This is a genomic window from Pseudomonas sp. AC532 (assembly GCF_979258965.1).
Genome location: NZ_OZ409888.1, coordinates 1,318,664 through 1,337,189, shown reverse-complemented (window position 1 = coordinate 1,337,189; position 18,526 = coordinate 1,318,664). Strand labels below are relative to the sequence as shown.

Genomic DNA, 18,526 nt, shown 5'->3' with positions numbered 1-18,526 from the left:
CCGAACAGCAGATGCAGAAGGCAGCATGTTCGTCGATGGGGTGGTCCTCGTCGGTATCGCTGCCGTGGGGCTGATGCTGCTGTTCTGTGCCGGGTTCGCTTATTTCATCAGGAAGGGCGCGCGCCACAAGCGGCCGCGCTAAGTCCGGATTCACAGGCACGCAAGGCATTGGGGCGACTTCGGTCGCCCTTTTTTTTATACGGCGATTTCAAGGGGCGCTTGGAGGCGGGCTCTGGACAGCGATAGTTAGCTAGCTAATAATTGGCGTTCTGCACGGAGGCGGAACCGTTTAGCGACAGCTATGTTCACAGCTGAGACCCCTTTAGGTAACCAACGTGCGTGATTCCCTGCTGGCGTTCTTTGCGCCGAGCTCGCAAGCCATCCAGTTCGCGATCAAGACCCTGCTTGGCGGTGGTCTGGCGCTTTGGCTTGCCCTGCGATTGGGCCTGGAGCAGCCGCAGTGGGCGTTGATGACAGCCTTTATCGTCGCCCAACCGCTCTCCGGCATGGTGGTGCAGAAGGGCCTTGCGCGCTTGCTCGGCACCCTGGTCGGCACGTTCATGGCCGTGGTGATGATGGCCTTGTTCGCCCAGACACCGCTGTTGTTTTTGCTGGCGTTCGCGCTCTGGCTGGGCTTGTGTACGGCAGCGTCGACCATGCTGCGCAGCTCGTGGTCCTACGCCTTCGTGCTGGCTGGCTATACCGTGGCGATCATTGGCTTGCCGGCCATCGGCAAGCCTCTGGTGATCTTCGACGAAGCCATCGCCCGCTCCACTGAAATCTGTCTGGGCATCATTTGCGCCACGCTCAGCAGCGCCTTGCTGTGGCCGCAACGGGTCGAGCGACAGCTGGCGCAGCAGGCCCGCGCGGCGCTGCAGACCGGGATCAAGGCGGCGCGCCAGGCGTTGACCGGCGAGGCTGAGGCACGCCAGGGGCTGCTGGAGGCGCTGTCGCGTATCGTCGCCGTCGACGCCCAGCGCGAGCACGCCTGGTTCGAAGGCGAGCGCGGTCGCCAGCGCGCCGTGGCGTTGCGCGTCCTCAGCCGCGACCTGCTCGGCGTACTGCGGCTGGCCCGTGGTGTGGCGCGCCAGTGGCGGCAGTTGAGCGGCAGCGAAGCCGAGGCCGTCGCGCCCTGGTTGCAGGAAGTGGACGAGCATCTGCAAGAGGGGCAGGGCGACCTGCCGGCGTTGATCGAGCGCTTGCGCCAGGCGGCCCAGGACGAGGAGTTGAACAGCGGCCAGCAGCTGTGCCTGGAGCGCATGGCCGTTCTGCTGCTGCGCATCGAAGATGCTGGCCGGGCGCTGCTGGCGGTCGAGGAGGGCCGCGCACCGGCCGACGCTCCACGCGCGCTGTCCTGGCACTACGACTGGCAGAGCGCGCTGGTGTACGGTTCGCGCAGCGCTCTGGCGTTCCTGACCCTGGCCACATTCTGGCTGGCCACCGCGTGGACGCACGCCATCGGCGCGATGCTGCTGGCCTGCGTGGTCTGCAGCCTGTTCGCGCGGCTCGAGGCGGCCCCACAGATCGGCATGATGTTCCTGCGCGGCATCCTCTACGCGCTGCCGGTGGCGTTCTTCGTCGGGCAGATCCTGATGCCGCAGATCGATGGTTTCGTGATGCTCTGCCTGGTGCTCGGCGTGCCGCTGTTCTTCGGTGTGCTGGGCATGGCCAAACCGCCGCTGGCCGCTACCTCGACTGCCTTCTGCCTGCACTTCATCGTGCTGTGCCTGCCGGCGCCGGGCGTTGGTTACAACGTCGAGTTCTTTCTCAACGAAGCGCCGGGCATGCTCATGGGGGTCGGCATCGCCGTGTTGGCGTTCCGTCTGGTGGTGCTGCGCAACCCGGTGTGGCATGGCCGCCGCCTGATGCACGCCACGCTGGTCGACCTCGGCCGCCTGACCCGGCGCGAACTGGGCCGCGCGGAAAACTGGTTCGGCGGGCGCATGGCCGACCGCCTGCTGCAGCTTGCCCGGCACTATCCGGCGCGCCCGGACCAGGCGCGCAGCCGCTGGGACGACGGCGTGGCGGGTCTTGACCTTGGCGATGAGCTGCTGCACCTGCGCGCCTGCCTGGCCAATGCCGACCCTGAACTCGATCGTTCGCAGCGGCGTTTTCTGCGGCGCCTCGATGATGCACTGGAACGCGGCCCGGCGCCGGGTCGCGAAGGTGATCTGGATGGCCCGGTAACGGATCTGCAGGCGGCCTTGCGCGCCTGTGCGCCAAGTGTCGACAAGCGCCTGGCCGAGGCCGCGCTGCTGCAATTGCAAACCGGCTGGCGCCAGTGGTGCCACCTCAGAGGAGAAGCTCATGGGCTTGCATGAGTGGTCGCTGGGCGGGGTGTTGCTAAGCCCCATGGCGGCCTACGCGGTATTGGCGCTGCTGCTCACCGGCGTTATACGCCTCGGGCTGCAGCGCGTGGGAATGGCACAGTGGATCTGGCACGAAGCCTTGTTCGATTGCGCCCTGTTTGTGTGTGTATTGGCGGCTGTGGTCGCCGTGCTGGGAACCTGAAAGCTTGTCAGCATCTGCTGCGCGTCGGCCCTGCGGCGTTAAAAACAGGATCGGATTGCTCATTTACAAACTCGTAAACTCCGCTTCCTCGCCTGTTTTTGCCTTGCATGGCTTTAGCTCGCGATATGCTGAACAAGCTTTGCGGATCGGTTAAGGAGATATGGAACATGCGTTCGACGATTCGCGTCGGCATCACCCTGGCCATGGTCCTGGCGGCGATTTTCGCTGGCTCCTGGATCTGGCAGCACTACATGTATTCGCCGTGGACCCGCGATGCGCGGGTGCGTGCCGACGTGGTGACCATCGCCCCCGACGTATCGGGTTGGGTGGTCGAGCTCACGGTGCGCGACAACCAGCAGGTGAAGGCCGGCGACCTGTTGATGACCATCGACCGTGATCGCTACCAGGCCGCGGTGGAAAAGGCCCAGGCCGTGGTAGACATTCGCAAGCAGCAGCTCGGCTTGCGCGAACACGAAGCCTCCCGGCGCGCGCGCCTTGGCTCCCAGGCGATCAGCGCCGAGCTGCGCGAGAACGCGCAGATCAACGCCGAGATGGCGCGCAGCGAATTTCGCGAAGCTCAGGCCGACTTGCGCATCGCCCAGCTCAACCTGGCGCGCAGTGAAGTGCGGGCGCCACGTGACGGGCAGATCACCAATTTGGTGCTGGCCCAGGGCAATTACGTGACGGCAGGGCAGGCGGTGATGGCGTTGGTCGACACCGGCTCGTTCTACGTGCAGGCGTACTTCGAGGAAACCAAGTTGCCACGCATCCAGGTCGGTGCGCCCGTCGAGGTATGGTTGATGGGCGGCGAGCAGGAAATTCGCGGCGAAGTGCAAAGCATCAGCCGCGGCATCACCGACCGCAACGCCAGCCCGGACGGCCAGTTGCTGGCCAATGTCGAACCGACCTTCAACTGGGTGCGACTCGCGCAACGCATTCCGGTGCGCATCAAGCTCGATGCCATGCCCGAGAACGTTCAACTGAGCGCCGGCATGACCGCCAGCGTGCGGGTCGAGTAGGCGCCGCAGCCGCTTTCGTAGGGTGGATGATTTCCGGCGTGCGGATGGCATGACCCTCTATAGGAGCCGCGCCCTCGCGGCGAATGGCTCAGGCAACTCCGATACCGAAATATGCCTACGATTCGCCCCGGGGTCGGGGCCCTACAAGGTAGCGTTTGGCTATCCGGTATGTGCTCGCGGATCAACCGCGCTGCACACTCGCCGGGGTTCTGCGCATCAGCACTTCGCCGTTGCGGAGCGACACCAGGGCATAACCCTGGGTGCGGATCATCTCGTAGTCGTCGGGGGCCGAGAGGATCAACAGATTCGCCGGGCGGCCCACTTCCAGGCCGTAGCGCTCGCCCAGGTGCAGGGTGCGGGCGCTGTTGTCGGTGATCAGGTCCAGGCTGCGCTGCAGGTCGCTGTAGCCGAGCATGTGGCAGATGTGCAGGCCCGCTTCGAGAATGCGCAGGATGTTGCCATTGCCCAGCGGGTACCACGGGTCGACGATCGAATCCTGGCCGAAGCAGATGTTCATGCCGGCGCGGTCGATCTCCGCGACACGGGTCAGGCCGCGGCGCTTCGGGTAGCTGTCGAAGCGGCCTTGCAGGTGGATGCTCTCGGTCGGGCAGGAGACGAAGTTGATCTTCGACATCTTCAGCAGACGAAACAGCTTCGAGCAGTAAGCATTGTCGTAGGAGCCCATGGCCACGGTGTGGCTGGCAGTGACGCGTTCGCCCATGCCGCGCACGCGGGCCTCTTCGGCCAGCACTTCGAGAAAACGCGACTGCGGGTCATCGGTTTCGTCGCAGTGCACATCCACCAGGCAGCCCGTGCGTTCGGCCAGGTCCATCAGGAACTTGATCGAGCTGACGCCCTGGTCGCGGGTGTTCTCGAAGTGCGGAATACCGCCAACCACATCCGCGCCCAGCGCCACCGCCTGCTCCATCAGCGCGCGGCCATTGGCATAGGATTCGATGCCCTCCTGGGGAAAGGCGACGATCTGCAGGTCGATCAGGTGGCGGGTTTCCTCGCGCACCTCGATCATCGCCTTCAACGCCGCCAGGCTCGGGTCGGTGACGTCGACGTGGGTGCGCACGTGCTGGATACCATGATCGACCAACATGTCGATGGTCTTTCTGGCGCGGGTCTTGGTGTCTTCGTGAGTAACCAGCGCCTTGCGCTCGGCCCAGCGCTCGATGCCTTCGAACAGCGTGCCGCTCATGTTCCAGGCCGGCTCGCCAGCAGTCAGGGTCGCGTCGAGGTGAATGTGCGGCTCGACGAAGGGCGGCACCACCAGGTTGCTGGCGGCGTCGAGGTCGCCTTCTGTCGCGGTGACGGCGGCCGGCTGCGCGCTGATGGCGGCAATCCGTGAGCCCTCCAGGGCGATATGGAATAGGCCTTCGCGGCCACGTAGGCGGGCGTTGACGATGTTCATGGGGTACTCCTTGGCAGGCTATGAGACGACAGGCGGCGAATCAGCAGCGCAATGCTGATATTCAACCGGTCGTGTGGATCATCGAACGAGCAGCCGGTCAGCGCTTCGATACGCTGTACACGGTAGCTCAGGGTGTTGCGGTGCACGCCCAGGCGTTGTGCGGCCAGGGCCAGGTTGGCGTTCTCGTGGAACCAGGCTTCCAGGGTTGGCATGAGCACCGGCTCATGCCGCGAATCATCGCCGATCAGCGGGCCCAGCGTGCGTTCCACGAAGCGTTCGAGCAGGCTGCGGTCGCGAATGGCGCCGAGCAGTTCGATCACCCCCAGCTCATTGAAGCTACACAGCCCCAGGCGCTCGGGAAAGGCCTGGGCGGCGACCAGTGCCTGGCGGGCCTGACCTAAAGCGCGGGCAAATTGTTCGGGGTCATGGCTGCCGCTGCTGAGGCCGAGTACCAGGCGCTGCGGCTGCAGGCGCGGGTCCAGCGCGGCGAGCAGATCCAGCAGCAGGCGCCGGTTACGTTGTTCGTCCTGGCTGCTCGTGCAGGGCAGCAGGGCGATCCAGTGCTCGCCCTGGCTGATCAGCGGCAGCCCTTCACCCAGTTGCTGCAGGCACTGCTCCAGGCGCTGTTGCAGGCACTGGCGATTGTCGCGCAACAGGCGCTCGCCATTGTCGGCCGCTTCGCCATCGAACAGCTGTTCACTGTTCTGCAGACGCAGCAGGGCGACCTGGCGGGGCACACCGAGCGGCAGGTCGAGGCTGGCGGCGCGCTGCAGCAGCACGTCGAGCGACTGGTAATCGCCTTCCAGCAATTGCTCCAGCACATGCTGGCGCGAACTGCCCAGCATCTGCTGCTGTACCAGGGCGGTTCCGATCGCCTGGGTGACCACCACCATCTTAAGCCCGTAGGGCTGCTCCAGCAGCGGCAAACCGAGGCGCTCGGCTTCGGCGATCACGCTGGCTGGAATCTGCTGGATGTATTCGGCGCCAGTGAGTATCACCAGGCCAGCGGTGGCGCGCTCGACCGCCTGGCGCACCAGGAGCAGCAGGTTGGCCTCATCACGCGGGTGGTTGATGCCGGTGACGAAGACCAGCTCGCCGCCCATCACCCAGTCGGCGATGTCGGCGTTCTCGGCCACGTACGGCCAGCGCACCGGGTTACCCAGCGCCGCCTGGCCGGCGCGCAGGCGCAGGTCATGCAAGCCGGGCAGGGCCAGAATATCGGTGACGCTCAGGCTCATGCGTCGGCGACCAGGCCGCGGGCGGCGAAGACTTTCTTCGCTTCGAACAGGCTGACGTAGACCAGCGCGGCGACGGCGATGCCCACCAGCGGTGCAACCCAGGGCGAGAAGTATGCGCACAGCGCACCGACGCCATAGGCGCCCAGGCCGACCCAGTTGAATGCCGGCAGCCGGGCGGTGGCGAGCAACGGGTAGCGGCCCTTATGCCCGTAGAAGTAGTCCGCCATGATCACGCCGCCAATCGGCGGGATGATCGAGCCGAGCAGGATCAGGAAGGGAATCAGCATTTCGTACATGCCGCCGATGGCCAGCAGCGTGCCGATGCCGGCGCCCACCACGGTGACGGTCTTGCGGCGCCCGGTGCGCAGCAGGTTGCAGCCGGCCGCGGCGAAGTTGTAGATGGTGTTGTCCTGGGTGGTCCACAGGTTGAGGAACAGCATCACCACCGCGGCGATGGACAGGCCCTGCAGCACCAGCACTTCGACGATGTCCGGTTGCTGGTAGACGATGGCGCCATAGGCACCGGCGACGATCATCAGGCCGTTGCCAAGGAAGAATCCGACCATGCTGGCCATTACCGCGATACGGCCGGTACGGGCGAAACGGGTCCAGTTGGTGGCCTGGGTGGCGCCGCTGACGAATGTGCCGAAGACCATGGTAATGGCGACGCTCAACGTCATGCTCTGGGTCGGCTCGATGGCCAGCAGTGCGCTGATGCCGCCCACGTCATCGGTGGCGATCCACAGCGAGCAGACCAGCAGGGCCAGCATGGCCGGTACCGAGATGCGCGAGAGCATGTCCAGGCCCTTGTAGCCGATGAAGGCGGTGAGGCAAAAGCCGAAGCCGAACAGCACCATCAACGGCACGGTGAGGCTCTCGGGCAGGCCGAGGATCTTTACCAGCACGATGGCGACCGTCGCGGTGCCCCAGGCGTACCAGCCGATCTGCGTGAAGCCCAGCAATACGTCGGAGAGCTTGCTGCCCGCTTCGCCAAAGCAGAAACGGCCCATCAGCACCGAGTTCAGGCCGCTGCGACAGGCGATCAGGCCCAGTATTGCCGCGTAGGTGCCGAGCAGCAGGTTACCGATGATCGCGGCCCAGATCAGCGTCTTGAAGTCGAAGGCCATGCCGATCTTGCCGCCGGCGAACATGGTGGCGGTGAAGAAGGTGAAGGAGAACAGCATGATCGAGGTGGAGAACAGCCCCTTGCGGGCGCCGGCCGGCACTTCGCTCAAGGGGTAGTCGCTGTCGGTGGTGGGGTGCGTCATGGCCTAGCTCCACGGGGTGAGAGAAGGCTTGGCTATAGCAGGTGACGTGCCAACTGATCAGTTCGGCAGCTCTTACAGTGCGGTTTGTGCGAAGTGCACAATGAAATGCTGATTTTAAGGGTGCAGGCTGATTTTACTTGTTGGCTTTTAACAAGGTTGACCTGTCTTGGTGCGATGCCCGGCGGGCATGCACCAAGAGGTCACGACAGGCAGGGAGCCTGTCCATCATCTGGCCAGCAGGGGGCTCAGCGGGTGCCGAGGAAGTCGCGCTTGCCCAGCTCCACGCCGTTGTGGCGCAGGATGGCGTAGGTGGTGGTCAGGTGGAAATACAGGTTCGGCAGCACGTGGTCGAGCAGGAAGGCCTGACCCTGGAAGTGGGTCTCCTTGTCACGGCGCTTGAGGGTCACGGTGCGGTCTTCGCTGCCGTCGAGCTGGGCGGCGCTGATGCCTTGCACGAATTCGAGGGTCTTGGCGATGCGCGCCTGCAGCTCGGCGAAGCTGGTTTCGTCATCGGCATGGCTTGGCGCTTCGACGCCGGCCAGCAGGGCGGCGCCGGCTTTTGCGGTGTCGCAGGCGATCTGCACCTGGCGGGCGAGCGGGAACATGTCCGGGGCCAGGCGCGCGTTGAGGAGCACGCTTTGCTCGATCTTGCGGGTTTCGGCGTTGGCGGCGGCGATGCCGAGGATGGTCGACAGGTTGTTCAGTTGGCGGGTGAAGACCGGGATGGAAATGGAATGCATGGACAGTGGCATGGAAGGCTCCAGAAAAATGTACGTCGTATGAAATCGCAGGATGGGTCGGGCGGCGTAGGTGAAACCCATCTACGGACTATCTATGGCCTCAGTGGCCTTTTGTAGGGTGGACGACGCTTCATCCGTCCACCGTTTCGCACTTGTAATGGTGGACAAAAAAGCGTTGTCCACCCTACGTCCAGCTAGAGATCGTGAACAGGTTCTAAGGCTGCAAAAAAATCAGCCGATGCTGATGGGCGGCAGGGTCGCCAGCTCGACAGTAAAGGCTTTGCGTGGCGCGATGATTTCAGCCTCGCCGTCGACCACCAGTTCGTCGTTCTGGTTGAACACGCGGGTGGCAATCAGTACGCGAAATTTCGGGCGCTTCTCGAGAATTTCCAGGCGCACGGTGAGGGTGTCGCCGAGCTTGACCGGCTTCTGGAACGTCATCTGCTGGCTGACGTAGATGGTGCCAGGGCCGGGCAGGGTGCAGGCGACGGCGGCGCTGATCAGCGCGCCGCTGAACATGCCGTGCGCGATGCGCTCCTTGAACATGGTGGTGGCTGCGTATTCGGCATCCAGGTGCACCGGGTTGTGGTCGCCGGAGACGGCGGCGAACAGCAGGATGTCGCGTTCTTCCACGGTCTTGCTGTAGGTAGCGGTCTGGCCGACTTCGAGTTCTTCGTAAGGGGTGTTGCTGCTTTGCGTCATGGCGTGGATTCCTGAGGAAGTGATGGTCGGTGGCGGGGCTGCTCCAGTGCCTGTTCCAGCCAGTCGATCAGGTCGCGGGTAACCTCGTCACGGTTCAGTTCGTTGAGCAGTTCGTGACGGGCCTGTGGGTAGTGTTTGAGAGTGGTGCGGGCATGCCCCGAGCGGGCCAGTGCGTCGGCCAGTTTCTGCAGGCGCCCGCTCCGGCTCACCGGGTCGTGCTCGCCTGCGATGATCAGCAGTGGCAACTGCGGGTCGATCTGCTTCAGGTCGGCGATGCGGCCGATACGCTGCAGGCCGCCGAGCAGGTCGAGCCATAGCTGGTTGCTGCAGCGAAAGCCACACAACGGGTCGGCGATATAACGGTCGACCTCGGCGGTGTCGCGGCTCAGCCAGTCGAACGCGGTACGCGCCGGTTTGAACGGTTTGTTGAAGGCGCCGAACGACAACCAGTCGATCAGTGCGCTGCGCCCGGTAGGGCCCTGTCGCCAGCGCTCAAGGCGGGCGACCAGCGCGGCGGCCTTATAGGCGCGTACCGGCTGATGGCTGGTGCCCGAGAGGATCGCCCCCTGCACGCTGCTGCTGTGGTGCATCAGGTAGGCGGTGGCGATGTAGCTGCCCATGCTGTGGCCCAGCAGGAATATCGGCGTCTGCGGGTACTGCTGGCGGATGTGGTGATTGAGCGTGGAGAGGTCGCCGACCACGCGCGCCCAGCCATCCTGATCGGCGTAATGCCCGAGGCTGCCGTGCTGCGCCGTGTGGCCGTGGCCACGTTGGTCATGGGCGTAGACATCGAAGCCGGCCGCTACCAGTGCTTCGGCAAAACGCGCGTAACGGCCGCTGTGCTCGGCCATGCCGTGCGCCACCATCAGCACCCCGCGCGCGGGCTCGCCGGGCACGCCTTCGGCACGCCAGTGATTGACGTACAGGGGTACGCCATCGCTGCTGTCGAGCCAGAAGGTGCGGTGCTGCATGGCAGTTCCTTGAGCCTGCGGTTGCCGCGCATTGTAGACCGCGCAGGGGCTGAAATTCACGGTATTGATTGTCGGTTTGCGAGCGGGTGCCTTGCTGCTAAGTTCGCTGAAGCTTATCCACGCTATTCAGGGAATGAGGACAACAACAATGCAACCTGATTTCTGGAACGACAAGCGCGCCGCCGGTGTGCCCAACGACATCGACATGAGCGCCTACCAGTCGGTGGTCGACGTATTCGAGCGCTCCTGCAAGACGTTCGCCGACCGGCCCGCCTTCAGCAACCTGGGCAGAACCCTGAGCTACCGGGAGCTGGACGAACTGTCCGCCGCATTCGCCGCCTACCTGCAACAGCACACCGATCTCCAGCCAGGCGACCGCATCGCCGTGCAGATGCCCAATGTGCTGCAGTACCCCATCGCCGTGTTCGGCGCGATGCGCGCCGGGCTGATCGTAGTCAACACCAACCCGCTGTATACCGCCCGCGAAATGCGCCACCAGTTCAAGGACGCCGGCGTGCGCGCATTGGTGTACCTGAACATGTTCGGCAAGCTGGTGCAGGAGGTGCTGCCCGATAGCCCGATCGAGTACCTGATCGAGGCGCGCATGGGCGACATGCTGCCGAGCCTCAAGGGCTGGCTGATCAATACCGTGGTGAAGAAGGTCAAGAAGATGGTGCCTGACTACCATCTGCCCCAGGCACTGTCCTTCAAGCAGGTACTTCGCGAAGGTGCCCACCAGGCGGCACGACCGGCTACAGCCACCCAGGACGATATCGCCGTGCTGCAGTACACCGGCGGCACCACCGGTGTGGCCAAGGGCACCATGCTGACCCACGGCAACCTGATCGCCAACATGCTGCAGGCCGATGCCTGCATGTCACAGCACGGCCCCGACGGTACGCCGCTGATGAAGCGCGGGCAGGAGGTGATGATCGCGCCACTGCCGCTGTACCACATCTACGCCTTCACGGTTAACTGCATGTGCATGATGGTCAACGGCAACCACAACGTGCTGATCACCAACCCGCGCGACATTCCCGGCTTCATCAAGGAGCTGGGCAAGTGGGAATTCTCCGCGCTGCTCGGGCTCAACACGCTGTTCGTGGCGCTGATGGACAACCCGGGCTTCAAGAACCTCGATTTCAGCCACCTCAAGGTCACCAATTCCGGCGGTACCGCACTGGTCAAGGCCACGGCCGAGCGCTGGCAGAGCCTGACCGGCTGCACGGTGGTGGAGGGCTACGGCCTCACCGAAACCTCGCCGATCGCCAGTGCCAACCCCTACGGTGATCGCGCCCGGCTGGGCACCGTGGGCATTCCAGTGCCGGGCACGGCATTCAAGGTCATCGACGACGACGGCAACGAACTGCCGCTCGGCGAGCGCGGCGAGTTGTGCATCAAGGGGCCGCAGGTGATGAAGGGGTACTGGCAGCGCGAGGAGGCCACCGCCGAGGTGCTGGACGCCGAGGGCTGGTTCAAGTCCGGCGACATTGCGGTGATCGACGAAGACGGCTTCGTGCGTATCGTCGACCGCAAGAAGGACATGATCATCGTTTCCGGCTTCAACGTGTACCCCAACGAGATCGAAGACGTGGTGATGGCCCACGCCAAGGTCGCCAGTTGCGCAGCCATCGGCGTGCCGGACGACAAGTCCGGCGAGGCGGTCAAACTGTTCGTGGTCAAACGCGACAGTAGCCTGACCGCCGAGGAGCTGAAGGCCTATTGCAAGGACAACTTCACCGGCTACAAGGTGCCGAAGCACATCGTCTTCCGCGATTCGCTGCCCATGACCCCCGTGGGCAAGATCCTGCGCCGCGAGCTGCGCGACCAAGCGTAACTGTAGGTGCAAGGCGCAGCGACAGCCGCAATGGCGCCTGTCGCTGCGTTGTCGATGCCCATGATCTCTGCAGGCGCCTGACCGGGCTGCGGCAGCAGACGTTGTCCCGGCCTCTTTTCTGCCACTCCCTGCGGATTGCCAAATCACTCGCGGCATAAAAGCTCGCAGGCGTCTATCATGGGCGTTGCCTGCTGTTTCATGGTGCCTGCCGCACATCGAGCAGGCAGTAAAAAGCCAGTTGTGACTATTTTTGTATATGTGGTCATTTCTGATACCGGCGGGCCTTTTCGAGCTCTGGTCGGTATCTGGCAACTCTGCTACTCTCGGCCCCGCTTTGCGCCTCACAGGGGCGAACAGGCAGGCATACATACAACAAACAACCGCATACGCGGTGAAGACAAGCAGTTGCTTAGGAGTGGGTGTCCATGACCGAAAACTTCTGGACGGACAAATATCCCGAGGGGATCGCGGCCGAGATCGATCCCGACCAGTACCCCAACGTTCAGGCGGTGCTGAAGCTGTCCTGCCAGCGGTTTGCCGACAAGCCCGCGTTCACCAACCTGGGCAAGACCATTACCTACGGTCAGCTATACGAGCTGTCCGGGCACTTCGCAGCGTACCTGCAGCAACATACCGACCTGCAGCCCGGCGACCGCATTGCCGTGCAACTGCCCAACGTCCTGCAATACCCGGTGGTGGTGTTCGGCGCGCTGCGCGCTGGCCTGGTGGTGGTCAACACCAACCCGCTGTACACCGCGCGGGAGATGGAGCACCAATTCAAGGATTCCGGGGCCAAGGCGTTGATCTGCCTGGCCAACATGGCTCACCTGGCCGAGCAGGTGGTGCCCAAGACCGGCGTGACCACGGTGATCGTCACCGAAGTCGGCGACATGCTGCCGCCGCTCAAGCGCCTGCTGGTCAATGCCGTGGTCAAGTACGTGAAGAAGATGGTGCCGGCCTACCACCTGCCATCTGCCATCAAGCTGACCGATGCCCTCAGCCAGGGCCGCGGCAAGCCGGTGAGTGAGGCCAATCCGGCCGCCCATGAGGTCGCGGTGCTGCAATACACCGGCGGCACCACCGGCGTCGCCAAGGGCGCGATGCTGACCCACCGCAACCTGATCGCGAACATGCTGCAATGCCGCGAGTTGATGGGCTCCAACCTCAACGAAGGCAACGAGATTCTCGTCGCGCCGTTGCCGCTGTACCACATCTACGCCTTCACCTTTCACTGCATGGCAATGATGCACTGCGGCAATCACAACCTGCTGATCACCAACCCGCGTGATCTGCCGACCATGGTCAAGGACCTGTCCAAATTCCAGTTCAGTGGTTTCGTTGGTCTCAATACGCTGTTCGTGGCGCTGAGCAACAACGAGGGTTTCCAGAAACTCGACTTCTCCAAACTGAAGGTCACCCTGTCCGGCGGCATGGCGCTGCAGCAGGCGGCTGCCGAGCGTTGGAAGCAGGTCACCGGCTGCGCCATCTGCGAGGGCTACGGCCTGACGGAAACCAGCCCAGTGGCCTCGGTCAACCCGATCACCAATATCCAGTTGGGCACCATCGGCATTCCTGCGCCGTCCACGTTGTTCAAGGTGATCGACGACCAGGGCAACGACCTGGCGCTGGGCGAAACCGGCGAGCTGTGCATCAAGGGCCCGCAAGTGATGAAGGGCTACTGGCAGCGCCAGGACGCCACCGATGAAGTGATCGACGCCAACGGCTGGTTCAAGACCGGCGACATCGGCATCATCCAGCCCGACGGCTACATTCGCATCGTCGACCGCAAGAAGGACATGATTCTGGTGTCCGGCTTCAACGTCTACCCTAACGAGCTGGAAGAAGTGCTGGTGGCCCTGCCGGGTGTGCTGCAGTGCGCGGCCATCGGCGTGCCGGACGAGCGTTCCGGCGAATCGATCAAGGTGTTCGTGGTGGTCAAACCGGGCATGACCCTGACCAAGGAGCAGGTCCTGCAGCACATGCACGACAACCTCACCGGCTACAAGCGACCCAAGCAGGTCGAGTTCCGCGAGAGCCTGCCAACCACCAACGTTGGCAAGATCCTGCGCCGCGAGCTGCGTGACGAAGAACTGAAGAAACTCGGCAAGAAGTAAACCTTGGCGCCGTAACGAAAGGCCCTGCACTGCAGGGCCTTTTGCATTATTGGGCGGGCAGTTTCGACTCCGAAGCCTGGCGTTGAGCGAAGCGATACCCAGGTCGATTTCCCGGCTGTCGCTGCGCTCGACCCAGGCTCCGAACTGCATCGCCAGGCGCTGCATTTACAGGAGTTTTGCCCTGGGCGAATCGTGGATGTATCCCGGGTTCGGCGTTGTATGCGCGATTCGCCGCGGGGGCGCGGCTCCTACAGGTTGTGGCGCTACCCACAGGCTATTGGTCATCCTCGTAGCCTGGGTGTCGCTGCGCTCGGCCCAGGCTACGAGCTGCATCGCCCGGCACCAGGAGCGGTTTGGCAGTGATCCGCTAGCGGTCGGGTTGCAGGTAGCGTGCGTAGAATTCCAGGGTCGCGACGTTCTTGTCCTTGGCCTCGAACATGATGTCGAAGCGATCCAGGAACTGCAGCACGTACTGGTTCGTCCAGTCGTTCCACATGCGTGCGCTGTGGCCATACAGCTCGCGTTTGGGTACCACCTTCAGCACCTCGGGCATTTCCAGTTTGCGCTCGGCGGCGAGCCCCAGTTCCTGCAGGCGTTCCTGCGGCTGCGACAGGTGCATGGCCGGCCGCACCCCGCGCCAGCTGTCGATGATGCGGGCCACGCGCTCGGCCTGCGGGTCGATGTAGTCGTTCTCGTGAATCCAGCAGTGGTGCACGTCGAGCACCACGGGCGCCAGGTCGGCGAGGGCCAGGCAATCATCGACGCCGTAGGTCTTCTCGTCATTCTCGAAGGTGATGCACTGGCGCGCTTCATGGGACAGCCGCGGCCACACCGCGCGAATACCGTCACCGCCGAGTTTGCCGGCGATGTGCAGGTTGCATTTGAAATCCTGGAACTGCCGGCCGTAGCCCATCATGCGGATCATGTCGGCATGGTATTCGAACTCGGCGATGCTGTTCTCGACCACCTCCGGGCGATCCGAGCCCAGCACGCAGTACTGGCCAGGGTGCATCGACAGGCGAATACCCGCCGCGCGGGCCATCTCCCCAATCGCTGCAAACCCCTCGATCAGGCGCTGCTGCATCGGCGGCTGCCGGTAGAAGGCACTGACCTTGGGGTGGCTGTAGAACGGCAGCAGGTCGCTGCTCAGGCGCAGCATCTGCAGTGGCTCGGGCAGGGTGACCACATAGGCGAGCAGGCGCAACTGGGCCAGCAGGTTGTGCTCGACGATCTCCACCAGCTTGGCGTGGGCCATTGCTGGGGCAACGCTGTCCATCCAGCGCAGTGTGGTAGTGCGCGGGTTGAACGCCGCATCGATGGCTTTCAGCTCGCCAGCCGGCAGGCTGCGATCCGGGTGGCGATACTGGCAGGCGAAGCCAATGCGGGGTGAGGACATGGACGAGTCTCGCAAGTAACGTTCGTTGTCGGTAGTCAGACCCTGGCCACGGCCCATGGCTCAGTGATTAATTGCGCACCCAGCGTTGCCGGGTCCAGCCGCTGAGGGCGTCGACGGCCAGTACCAGCAGTAACATGGCGAGGATCACCGTGCTGGCCTGGGCTTCCTGGAACAGGCTCAGGCTGACGTAAAGCATCTGCCCCAGCCCGCCGGCACCGACGAAGCCCATGATCGCGGCCATGCGGATGTTGTTCTCCCAGCGGTACAGGGTGTACGCCAGCAACTGTGGCCAGAGGTTGGGCAGGGTGCCGTAGCAGAAGGCCACCCAGGCGCCGCCGCCCTGCAGGCGAATGGCGGCGGCCGGCTGCGGCGGGGTGTTCTCCAGCGCCTCGGCGAACAGCCGGCCGAGCACGCCAGCGGTGTGCAGCGCCAGCGCCAGTGTGCCGGCGTTGGGCCCCAGGCCGGCGGCCAGCACCATCAGCACCGCCCACACCAGCTCGGGAATGGCGCGCAGCGCATTGAGCAGCAGGCGTGTGACGCTCTGCAGTGGCCAGCCCAGGCGGCCGGCTGCCGGCAGGGCGAGAAACACGCCGAGCAACGCGGCAAGCAGGGTGCCGAGTGCCGACATTGTCAGGGTTTCCAGTGCGCCTGTAGCGGTCGCCTGCAGGTGCTCGGCGCTCAGGTCCGGGCTCATGAAACGCCCTGCGTAACTGGCCATGTGCGCAAGGCTGTCGCCGTTGGCCAGGCTCAGCAGATCCAGACCCAGGTACACGAACGAGCCGACCACTGCCGCGCCGATGGCCAATACCAGCACGCTATTGCCCAGGCGCTTCATGCGAACCTCGCGCGCAGCAGGCGGCTGAGCTGGTCGGCCAGCAGCACCAGCACCAGGAAGGTCAGCAGCATGCTGGCCACTTCGGCGCCGGCGAACATGCGCATCGACAGGTCGATCTGCTGGCCCAGGCCGCCGGCGCCGACGAAGCCCATCACCACCGAGGCGCGCACTGCGCACTCCCAGCGATACACCGTGTAGGAGGTCAGCTCTGCCGCGGCGCCCGGCAGCACGCCGTAGGCAAAAGCCGCCAGGCGCCCGCTGCCGGCTTGCAGCAACGCGTGCACCGGGCGCTGGTCCACCGACTCGAGGATTTCCGCGTAGACCTTGCCGAGCATGCCCGCGTAAGTGATGGCGATGGCCAGCACACCCGCGGTAGGCCCGAGGCCGACGGCGCGCACGAACAGCAGCGCCCAGACGATTTCCGGCACGCTGCGCAGCACGATCAGCAGCCCGCGCACCGGCCAGCGCAGGGACTGGCCGAGCAGGCTGGGGCGCCCGCCACGGCAGGCGGCCGACAGCGACAGTGCGCGGCTGGCCAGCAGGCAGGCCGGCACCGCCAACAACAGCGCCAGGGCCATGCCCGCGGTGGCGATGGCGAGGGTCTGCAGGGTGGCGTCCAGCAGCAGTGTCAGGAATTCGGCATCGTGCGCCGGGGGCCAGAAGCCCGCCAGGAAGCTGCCCATCGAACGGGTGCTTTCCGGCTGCAGCAGCACCGCCAGGTCCAGTTCGGCGAGCTGGATGCCAGGCCACAACAGGGCAATGGCCAGCAGGCTCAGGAGCAGGCGTGGAGCGGCCGCGGGATCGCGTCCGTCGCGTCTCAGCATCGCGGTGCCCATGCGTTCGCAGCAGCCGCGAGCTGGGTGTCGGGGCTCAGCTGTTCGTTGGCGTACAAGGCGTCGAGGCGCTGATGATCGACATCGCTGGCCGCCAGGTCGAAGACGATCTGCCCATCACGCAGGCCGATCACCCGCGGAAAATGCGCCAGGGCCAGTTCCACCGTGTGCAGGCTGGCGACCAGCGTGACCTGGCTGGCTTGCGCGTGGCGGCACAGCAGCGACAGCGTATGGTCGGCCAGGCGCGGGTCCATCGCCGACACCGGCTCATCCGCAAGAAGCAGTTCCGGCGCCTGATAGAGGGCACGCGCGATGCCGACCCGTTGCAGTTGGCCGCCGGACAGCTCGCCGCAGCGGGCGAATAATTTGTCGGCCAGATCGAGCTTCGCCAGCTCGGCGCGCGCGCCGGGAATGTCCAGTGGGTGCAGCAGGTTGAGCAGGCTCTTGCCCAGGCTCCACTGGCCGAGCTTACCGGCCAGCACGGCGGTGACCACCCGTTGCCGCGAGGGCAGCGGTGGCGCCTGGTGGATCAGCCCGATGCGCGCACGCAGGCGTTGCCGTTGGCGGCTCGACAGCTGCCAGGGGCGCTCGCCGAGCACCTCGACGTCACCCGTACTGGGCGCCAGCGCGGTAGCCAGCAGGTTGAGCAGGCTGGACTTGCCCGCGCCGGAGGGACCGATGATCGCCACCCGTTCGCCGCGCGCGATGCTCAGCTGCAACCCTTCGAGTGCCTGAACGCCGTTGCCGTGCCGCAGGCCAATGCCGGACAGGCGCAGGGTCATTTCAGCAGGTCGGCAGCGCGGGCAGCCTCTTCGATGCCGGTGTAGTTCTCAGGCTTGGTAGCAATGAAGCGGCTGGCGGCCTGCAGATCGAGAATCGCCTTGTGCTCCGGGTTCGCCGGGTCGAGTGCCAGGAATGCCTGCTTGATCTTCTCGGCGAGGGCCGGGTCGAGGCTGCCACGCACGGTCCAGTTGTAGTCGAAGTAGGTCGGCGTGGTGGCGAACACCTTGACCTTGTTCGTGTCGACCTTGCCGCTGTTGACCAGCTTGTCCCACACGCTGGCGTTGAGCACGCCGGCATCCACCTTGCCGGCCTGGACCCAGGCGGCAGTGGCGTCGTGAGCGCCCGAGTAGGCCACGCGGCTGAAATAGGCCTCCGGCTTGATGCCGTCCTTGAGCATGAAGTAGCGCGGCATCAGGCTGCCCGAGGTGGATGACACCGAACCGAAGGCAAAGGTCTTGCCCTTCAGGTCGGCCAGGGATTTTACGCTTGGGTCCGAGGTGATGAATTTGCTGGTGAATTCGGCATCCTGCTCGCGCTGTACCAGCGGAATGGCGTTGCCGGTCTTCAGGTGCACCTGCACGAAGGTGAAGCCGCCCAGCCAGGCCATGTCGAGTCGGTCGGTGGCCAGCGCTTCGACCACTGCCGGGTAATCCGCCACCGGGACGAACTCGACTTTCATGCCCAGCTGCTGCTCCAGGTACGCGCCCAGCGGCTTGAACTTGCGCAGCAATTCGGTCGGTGCTTCGTCGGGAATGGCCGACACGCGCAGGGTGTCAGCGGCGTGCGCGGTGAGAGCGGACAAGGACAGGGCGAGGCCGGTGACCAGCGACAGGGTGCGCTTGAGCATGGAGTTCTCCGGTTC

Annotated in this window: 17 protein-coding genes; 6 read left to right on the top strand and 11 right to left on the bottom strand. The window is 64.6% G+C overall.

The genetic code is table 11. From position 1 onward, the window contains the following. Positions 1-25 precede the first annotated feature (25 nt). The 4 genes from ccoM to ACZ0AV_RS06400 all read left to right on the top strand — a co-directional run bounded on the left by ccoM (position 26) and on the right by ACZ0AV_RS06400 (position 3,530). Positions 26-142, top strand: a complete 117-nt coding sequence (gene ccoM / locus ACZ0AV_RS06415) for a cytochrome c oxidase subunit CcoM (RefSeq protein ID WP_499150269.1) — start codon at positions 26-28, stop codon at positions 140-142. A 193-nt stretch (positions 143-335) separates the two neighbouring features. After that, complete coding sequence (locus ACZ0AV_RS06410) at positions 336-2,321, top strand: FUSC family protein (RefSeq protein ID WP_499150268.1); 1,986 nt, start codon at positions 336-338, stop codon at positions 2,319-2,321. Next, positions 2,308-2,511 (top strand): DUF1656 domain-containing protein, encoded by a 204-nt coding sequence (locus ACZ0AV_RS06405; RefSeq protein WP_070881667.1) that lies wholly within the window; start codon positions 2,308-2,310, stop codon positions 2,509-2,511. Before ACZ0AV_RS06410 ends, ACZ0AV_RS06405 begins: the two co-directional genes overlap by 14 nt. Before the next feature lie 167 nt (positions 2,512-2,678). Next, positions 2,679-3,530 carry an efflux RND transporter periplasmic adaptor subunit gene (locus tag ACZ0AV_RS06400; RefSeq protein WP_499150267.1) on the top strand — a complete coding sequence of 284 codons (852 nt, stop codon included), beginning with the start codon at positions 2,679-2,681 and terminating at the stop codon, positions 3,528-3,530. Between the two features lie 181 nt (positions 3,531-3,711). Here ACZ0AV_RS06400 and codA read toward each other — a convergent pair whose 3' ends face one another. The 6 genes from codA to ACZ0AV_RS06370 all read right to left on the bottom strand — a co-directional run bounded on the left by codA (position 3,712) and on the right by ACZ0AV_RS06370 (position 9,866). Then, on the bottom strand, positions 3,712-4,947 hold the full coding sequence (codA, locus tag ACZ0AV_RS06395; RefSeq protein WP_499150266.1) for a cytosine deaminase: 1,236 nt from the start codon (positions 4,945-4,947) through the stop codon (positions 3,712-3,714). Further along, positions 4,944-6,185, bottom strand: a complete 1,242-nt coding sequence (locus ACZ0AV_RS06390) for a PucR family transcriptional regulator (protein WP_499150265.1) — start codon at positions 6,183-6,185, stop codon at positions 4,944-4,946. Before ACZ0AV_RS06390 ends, codA begins: the two co-directional genes overlap by 4 nt. Further along, the gene (gene codB, locus ACZ0AV_RS06385; protein WP_499150264.1) at positions 6,182-7,453 is read right to left on the bottom strand and encodes a cytosine permease; all 1,272 of its coding nucleotides are present in this window, start codon (positions 7,451-7,453) and stop codon (positions 6,182-6,184) included. The genes ACZ0AV_RS06390 and codB overlap by 4 nt, the downstream gene beginning before the upstream one ends. 245 nt (positions 7,454-7,698) lie before the next feature. Then, complete coding sequence (locus ACZ0AV_RS06380; RefSeq protein WP_499150263.1) at positions 7,699-8,205, bottom strand: DUF1993 domain-containing protein; 507 nt, start codon at positions 8,203-8,205, stop codon at positions 7,699-7,701. Positions 8,206-8,424: 219 nt separating this feature from the next. Continuing rightward, entirely contained in the window at positions 8,425-8,895 is a 471-nt protein-coding gene (locus ACZ0AV_RS06375) for a MaoC family dehydratase (RefSeq protein ID WP_499150262.1), read from the bottom strand. Beyond that, the gene (locus tag ACZ0AV_RS06370) at positions 8,892-9,866 is read right to left on the bottom strand and encodes an alpha/beta hydrolase (RefSeq protein ID WP_499150261.1); all 975 of its coding nucleotides are present in this window, start codon (positions 9,864-9,866) and stop codon (positions 8,892-8,894) included. The genes ACZ0AV_RS06375 and ACZ0AV_RS06370 overlap by 4 nt, the downstream gene beginning before the upstream one ends. A 148-nt stretch (positions 9,867-10,014) precedes the next feature. Between ACZ0AV_RS06370 and fadD2 the strand changes: the two genes are divergently transcribed. Then, complete coding sequence (gene fadD2 / locus ACZ0AV_RS06365) at positions 10,015-11,703, top strand: long-chain-fatty-acid--CoA ligase FadD2 (protein ID WP_499150260.1); 1,689 nt, start codon at positions 10,015-10,017, stop codon at positions 11,701-11,703. A 425-nt stretch (positions 11,704-12,128) separates the two neighbouring features. Next, on the top strand, positions 12,129-13,817 hold the full coding sequence (fadD1, locus tag ACZ0AV_RS06360; RefSeq protein WP_499150259.1) for a long-chain-fatty-acid--CoA ligase FadD1: 1,689 nt from the start codon (positions 12,129-12,131) through the stop codon (positions 13,815-13,817). A gap of 367 nt (positions 13,818-14,184) precedes the next feature. Here the strand turns inward: fadD1 and uvsE are convergent, their stop codons facing one another. From uvsE to ACZ0AV_RS06335, 5 genes are all read right to left on the bottom strand, one after another. Continuing rightward, positions 14,185-15,213 (bottom strand): UV DNA damage repair endonuclease UvsE, encoded by a 1,029-nt coding sequence (uvsE, locus tag ACZ0AV_RS06355; protein ID WP_499150258.1) that lies wholly within the window; start codon positions 15,211-15,213, stop codon positions 14,185-14,187. Between the two features lie 67 nt (positions 15,214-15,280). Beyond that, on the bottom strand, positions 15,281-16,048 hold the full coding sequence (gene phnE / locus ACZ0AV_RS06350; RefSeq protein ID WP_499150257.1) for a phosphonate ABC transporter, permease protein PhnE: 768 nt from the start codon (positions 16,046-16,048) through the stop codon (positions 15,281-15,283). Next, positions 16,045-16,872: a PhnE/PtxC family ABC transporter permease gene (locus ACZ0AV_RS06345; protein ID WP_499150256.1), complete on the bottom strand. Its 828-nt coding sequence runs from the start codon at positions 16,870-16,872 to the stop codon at positions 16,045-16,047. The genes phnE and ACZ0AV_RS06345 overlap by 4 nt, the downstream gene beginning before the upstream one ends. Next, positions 16,866-17,663 (bottom strand): phosphonate ABC transporter ATP-binding protein, encoded by a 798-nt coding sequence (locus ACZ0AV_RS06340; protein WP_499150255.1) that lies wholly within the window; start codon positions 17,661-17,663, stop codon positions 16,866-16,868. Before ACZ0AV_RS06340 ends, ACZ0AV_RS06345 begins: the two co-directional genes overlap by 7 nt. Continuing rightward, a complete protein-coding gene (locus tag ACZ0AV_RS06335; RefSeq protein ID WP_092364392.1) occupies positions 17,660-18,511 on the bottom strand; it encodes a putative selenate ABC transporter substrate-binding protein in 852 nt (283 codons plus the stop codon). Before ACZ0AV_RS06335 ends, ACZ0AV_RS06340 begins: the two co-directional genes overlap by 4 nt. Between the last annotated feature and the right edge of the window lie 15 nt (positions 18,512-18,526).